The sequence below is a fragment of the Micromonospora sp. DT231 genome (assembly GCF_049847025.1).
Classification (GTDB): domain Bacteria; phylum Actinomycetota; class Actinomycetes; order Mycobacteriales; family Micromonosporaceae; genus Micromonospora.
Genome location: NZ_JBNCNO010000016.1, coordinates 168,743 through 175,061, shown reverse-complemented (window position 1 = coordinate 175,061; position 6,319 = coordinate 168,743). Strand labels below are relative to the sequence as shown.

General features: G+C 71.8%; 2 protein-coding genes. One reads left to right on the top strand and one right to left on the bottom strand.

What is annotated here, in order from left to right; genetic code table 11:
- Positions 1–684 precede the first annotated feature (684 nt).
- Positions 685–2,568 carry a Xaa-Pro dipeptidyl-peptidase gene (locus ACPXBU_RS30700; RefSeq protein WP_425760873.1) on the bottom strand — a complete coding sequence of 628 codons (1,884 nt, stop codon included), beginning with the start codon at positions 2,566–2,568 and terminating at the stop codon, positions 685–687.
- A gap of 334 nt (positions 2,569–2,902) precedes the next feature.
- Here ACPXBU_RS30700 and ACPXBU_RS30695 point away from each other — a divergent pair, with 334 nt between their 5' ends.
- On the top strand, positions 2,903–6,256 hold the full coding sequence (locus ACPXBU_RS30695) for a S8 family peptidase (protein WP_425760872.1): 3,354 nt from the start codon (positions 2,903–2,905) through the stop codon (positions 6,254–6,256).
- Positions 6,257–6,319 lie beyond the last annotated feature (63 nt).

The following is a 6,319-nucleotide window of genomic DNA, read 5'->3' as shown; positions in this document are numbered from 1 at the left end:
ATCGGTACGCATGATGGCGTGCTCCTCTGCATCGGGGGTGCCCGCGCCGCCTCCGGGGGTGGGTGGTGGCGCGGGGGACGTTCGAGGGGGTTCTGCCCGGTGACCCGTGAGGGGGTCGGCGTCGGGACAGGGTGCAACGGTTCGTGGTGGCGGGTCATTCCGCCTGCCCGGGGTCGGCGCATTCCGCCTGCCCGAGGGGCCGGCCGGTGGTGGTGCTCGGCCGTGCGGGGGATGTAACCGGGCCGGGCCCGCGGGTGTTCCCGGCGGCTGGCTCCGGCGGGCGGCCCTGGCGGTGGTTCCCGCCGGGGCCGGCACACCATGACCCGGACTGTTGCGGTGGTCTGCCAGGTATAACGACCCGGGCCGGCCGCCGATTCCGCCACCGGGGTGGCCCCGACCACCCGACATTTTTGCCCAAAACCGACAATCGACCCCAGTCGGCCCGCCGAAGATACGGACACGGCGGACGATCGAGGTGATCGACTCGCGTTCCTGAAAGTAGCGGTGTCCGAGCGCCGGAAACACCCCGACATCATGAAAGCCGAGTGGATCATGCCGGTGTGCGCCGTCCGCACGCCCCGAACCGGTCCGACCGTGCGAAACCGACGCGGCGGACGGATGGCGTGATCGACGTGGGGCAGCCCGAACGCGTCGGACTGCCCCACCCGCGAGCGCGGAGACGAATCAGAACCCGAGGACGTTCCGCCCGCCGACCACCGGCAGTCGCAGTTCGCTGTCGTTCGGGGCTACCCGCAGCTCGGTGCCGCCCAACGGCAGGAGGGTGTACTCCTGGTCGCTGGAGAAGACGACCACGCCGATCCGGTGCCCGGCCGGGAAGATGTAGTCCTTCGGCTCCATGGTCCACCGGTAGTCGTACAGCTTGCCCTGCTTGACCGGCTCGGTGCGGGCGGCGCTCTTGCGGTTCTGCGGGTCCATCCAGCCCCGGGTCACCACGGTCGGGGCGGCGGTCGACCCGGCTGGGCCGTAGTCGACCAGGTACGCGGTGAGGTTCGCGTCCGGCTTGTTGTCGATCGCCATCCGCAGCCGCATCTCCGGACGCCCGGAGATGCGGACGTCCGACGTCAGCGCGGGGGAGCGGTAGGCGAGCCGGTTCGCGTTCGCCGTGTCGGGGTTGGCGACCAGGGTGTCCGGGTGGATGGTCCGGCCCTCGTCGACGAAGCTCTGCTCGACCCTGCCCTTCGGTGGCTTGCCCGTGGTGAGCGCGCCCGGGGCGGTGGCGTCGGTGGCGGCGAACCGCAACCCGACCGCACGGGCCGCCGGGTCGGGCCAGTTGGCGTACGTGGTGTAGGCGCGGTCCTCGCGTTGGAGCACGGCGGTCGGCTCGTCCATGATGCCGTTGCGCACGTTCCACAGCCAGAAGTCGAACCAGCGGTTCTCGGTCTGCTTGTAGGTCCACGTCTGGCCGCTCGGCAGGGTCACCGACGCGCTGCTGCCCGGGCCGCCGTGGCCGCCCTGGTGCAGCCAGATCTTGCGCGGTACGTCGCGCTTGGCGAGCTGGTCCCACCAGCCGGCGAAGTGCTCGGTCTTGACGTTCCAGTCGTTGAGGCCGTGCACGACGAAGACGCTTGCCGTGACGTTGCGGGCGTCGAGGTAGTCGCGGTCGCGCCAGAAGTCCGAGTAGTCGCCGGTGACCCGGTCCTGCTCCGCGGTGATGGTCGCGAGTTCGTCGGCGCAGGGTCCCTCGGCGCGGGCCTGCCCGGCGGTGTACTGGGCCAGGATGTCGAGGTCCTCACCCTGGAACGTGCCGGGGGCGACGACCAGACCGTTGGCCCGGTAGTAGTCGTACCAGCTGCTGATCGCGGAGACCGGCACGATGGTCTTGAGTCCCTTGACCCCGGTGGTGGCCACCTGGTTGGGCAGCGTCCCGTTGTAGGAGACGCCGGTCATGCCGACCGCACCCGTGGTCCAGCCGGCGGTGATCGGGGCGCCGTTCGCGTCGTACCCCTTCGCTCGGCCGTTGAGCCAGTCGATGACCGCCTTGGTGCCGAGGGTCTCGGCCTGGTCGCCGCTTGTGGGGCAGCCGTCCGAGTCGCCGGTGCCGACGCTCTGACCGAGCACCACCGCGTACCCGCGGGGCACGTAGTAGTCGTCGAGCGAGCCGGGCAGGTTGGCCTTCGCCTGGGCCCGCTGGGCGCCCGCGTCGAGCGACCGCCGCCCGGCCCGGTCGGTCCGACCGTTCTGCGGCAGGTCGTCGACGAGCACGCTCGGGTACGGCACGTCACCCCAGGTGCCCTTGCGGTACGGGCTGTGCTCGAAGATGACAGGCACCTTGAAGCCCTGCGTGGCGGTTTCGCGGGGACGGGAGATGTCGATCGCCACCCGGTCGGGCCGACCGTCGTGATCGGTGTCGACAGGGGTCTGGACGAACACCCGCTCCTCGATCGCGTCGGCGAGCGAGAACACCGGTTGGGTCATGCCGTCGCTGACCACGATGCCGGTGGGCGTCGCGGTCGTGGGCGGCGCCGCGGTCGCGGTGGGGGCCGCGGTCAGGACCAGGGCGCCGGACACGCCGACGCTCAGGAGTGCCAGATGGCGGGGTCGACGCATGCGCGTCTCCCTTCGGTTGGGCTGGTCGCCGGGTCTCGGCAGGGGCGGGGCCTATCTCGAAGATCCATTCGTCGCCATGCTAGGTCCGGGCTCGGGTCCCGTCGATGCCGTCGAACAGGGATGTGCCCTTTATTCGCAATGTGCCGTTCTGGACGAGGCGGACGGCAATCGAAACGTCATCGAACCGAGCCGGACGGTGACACGCTGCGGAAATCCGGGCCACACCAGCGGAAAAACCTGTCGTCGAAGACCTCCGAAGATCACGTACTCGTGCATATGATCTTGCGGGAAGCGCCCGAAGAGGCGCTTTCGTCCACATAAGACGAGGAGCAACATGCTCAGGAAAACACGGTGGCTGTTGGCCGTCGCCGTCACGGCGACGACGCTCACCGCCCTACCGGGCGGCACGGCCACGGCGGGACCCAGCGGCATCGGCCGGACCGGCCCACCCGCCACCTCTGCCGACGGCAGGACGCACACCGTCACCCTGCTGACCGGGGACGTGGTGACCGTCCGCAGCACCGGCTCGGGATGCCCGCACGCCACCGTCCAGCCCGCCGACGAGAACGCGGTGATCCGCCAGAGCTGCGGCCCCGACGGGCACCTGCACGTCATCCCGGCCCGCGTCGCGTCCCAGATCGGCTCGGTCCTCGACCCCGACCTCTTCGACGTCACCACGCTGATCGCCGACGGGTACGACGACGACAACACCGCGGAGCTGCCGCTCATCGTGCAGCCCGCCACCGCGTCCGCCCGGGTCGCCGCGCTCGGTGACGTACTGCCGCTGCCCAGCATCGGCGCGGTGGCCGGCCGCGTACCCAAGAAGAGCCCGGCCACCGCGAAGCTGGCGACCACCTCGCTGCTCGCCGGCGCGAAGAAGGTCTGGCTCGACCGCAAGGTCCGCGCGACCGCGCTGACCGGCGGCGGACAGCAGCGGGACCTCGACCGCAACCTGGGACAGATCGCGGCACCCGAGGCCTGGAAGTCCGGCTACACCGGCGCCGGCGTCCGGGTCGCGGTGCTCGACACCGGCGCCGACTTCACCCACCCGGACCTGGTCGGCCGGGTCGTCGACAGGTCCGACTTCACCGCCGAGGGCGGTGACGCCGTCGACCACAACGGCCACGGTACGCACGTCGCGTCGACGATCGCCGGCACCGGCGCGGCCGCGCACGGGCAGCGTCGCGGCGTGGCGCCGGACGCCAAGCTGGTGATCGGCAAGGTGCTCGACGACCGCGGCTCGGGCGAGGACTCTGGGATCATCGCGGGCATGGAGTGGGCCGCCGCCCGGGCCGACGTCATCAACATGAGCCTCGGCGGCAGCGACCCGGACGACGGCAACGACCCGCTCTCGCTCGCCGTCGACGGCCTGAGCAAGCAGACCGGTGTGCTGTTCGTCATCGCCGCCGGCAACAGCGGCGGGGCCATCTCCTCGCCGGGCTCCGCCGCCAGCGCGCTCACCGTCGGCGCGGTCGACCGCGACGACAAGCTCGCCGACTTCTCCAGCCGAGGGCCGCTCGTCACCAGCAACGTGGCCAAGCCGGAGCTTGTCGCACCCGGCGTCGACATCGTCGCCGCGCGGGCCGCCGGCACCAACCTGCAGGACCCGATCGACACGCACTACGAGGCGATCAGCGGCACCTCGATGGCCAGCCCCCACGTCGCGGGTGCCGCCGCGCTGCTCGTCCAGCGGCACCCGGACTGGACCGGCGCGCAGATCAAGGCCGCGCTCGTCGGCGCCGCGGACCCGCTGACCGGCGTCGACGCGTACGCCGTCGGTGCCGGCCGGCTCAACGCGGCCCGCGCCCTCGGCGGCCCGACCAGCGACCGGGCGGTGGTCAACCTCGGCACCTTCGCGTACCCGCAGTCCGGGACCAGCGAGGCGAAGCTGAGCTGGACCGGAGCGGCCACCCCGGCGACGAGCGTCCTCGACCTCGACGTGTCGGTGGTCAACCACGACGGCCAGCCGGTGCCGCGCGGCGCGGCGTCGCTGTCGACGAACCGGGTGACGCTCACGCGCGGCGCCACCGCCGGGGCAACCCTGCGGGTCAACCGCGCGGCGCTGGCCGCCCGGCCGGGCTTCTACCTGGCCACCGTCACCGCCCGCACCGCCGGCCGCAAGCTTGTCGCGACCACGCCGGTGAGCTTCTACGTCGAGCAGCCCAGCTACGACCTGACCATCCACACCAAGCCGCTTGCCGGTCTGAAGGACGGCGCGGAGAGCTGGATCAACCTCGCGATCACCAACCTCACCGACCCGGTGATCTTCTACGGCGGGGCGGGCGGTGCGCCCGGCGACGACTTCACGCTGCGGGTGCCGGCCGGCCGGTACTCGGTGCTCGGCGCCTCGGTCGCCTACTACGTCGACAGCGACGTGCTGGAGACGACACTTGTCGGCGAGACCGACCTGACCGTCACCGGCAACCGCGGCGTGACGCTCGACCCGGCGCGCGCCAAGCCGGTGACGGCCACCGTCGACGGCGTCGCCACCAAGGCCACCAAGACCGATCTCACGAACGTGCAGACCGCGGCGAACGGGCTGTCCGTGTGGAACCAGGTCAGCGGGTACGGGACCGCGACTGCCGTCCGCGCCTCCGCCCTGCCGAAGCCCGGTGTCGGATCGCTCCGCAGCTGGGCCGCCGTCAACCTCGACGCACCTGCCGGCACGGCCAAGCCGTACCGCTACAACCTGGTGCACGAGTACCCGTTCGGCGTACCGGCCGATCCGGCGTTCCGGGTGAACGCGGCGGAGCAGGCGAAACTCGCCCGGATCGAGGAACGGTTCCACCAGGCGGACTCGGAGGGGATGTCCACCCAGCTGATCCGCACCGGCTTCACGCCGGACGGGGTGTGGGTGACGGAGACCCACGAGGGCAACCTGCCGCCGTACCGCACCGACTACCTGTCGCCCGGCTACCTCTGGGCCGACGAGGGCGTCTACGGTGGCCTGTCGGCCCAGGAGGCACCCCGCAGCTACCAGCCGGGCAGCCGGCAGGCCAAGGTCTGGGCGCGGCAGCCGCTGCACTCCGGCTGGTACGACGACCCGGCCGGCGTCGGCCACAGCTGCGCCACCGCGCCGTCGCGGACCCGGGGCAACCTGCACATCGACCTGGTGACCCTCACCGACAAGCACCAGCGGGCCGACTGCCTCCAGGGCGACTCGATCGGCGTGAACCGCAAGCTGTCGCTGTACCGCGACGGCAAGCTCGTCGACGAGCGGAACCGGCCGCTCGCCGACTTCACAGTGCCGCAGCAGATGGCGGACTACCGACTGAACCTCGACGTCGACACGAGCCTGATCCTGCCGATCTCGACAAAGGTCACCACCTCCTGGACGTTCCGGTCCGCCGGGCCGGACGGGACGGGAAGCGTCCCGCTGCCGCTGCTCGCGGTGGACTACGCGCTGCCCATGGACACCGCCAACCACGTCACCGGCGCGACCGCCGAGCTGGCCGTCCGGCAGGCGCACGGCGTCAAGGCGCAGAAGGTGACGTCGGTGCGGGCCTGGACCTCGACGGACGACGGCGCCACCTGGACGTCGGCCCGGGTCACCGCGAGCGGCGACGGTTACCGGCTCGCCCTGCCGAAGGCCGCCGCCGGGCAGGCCGTCTCGCTGCGGGTGAAGGCCGCCGCGAACGGTGGTAGCGGCATCGACCAGACCATCATCCGGGCGTACCACGCCGGCTGACGGTCGACGCGGTGGTGCGGCCCCGGCCCCGGCCGGACCGCACCACCGTTCCGCGTCGCGGTG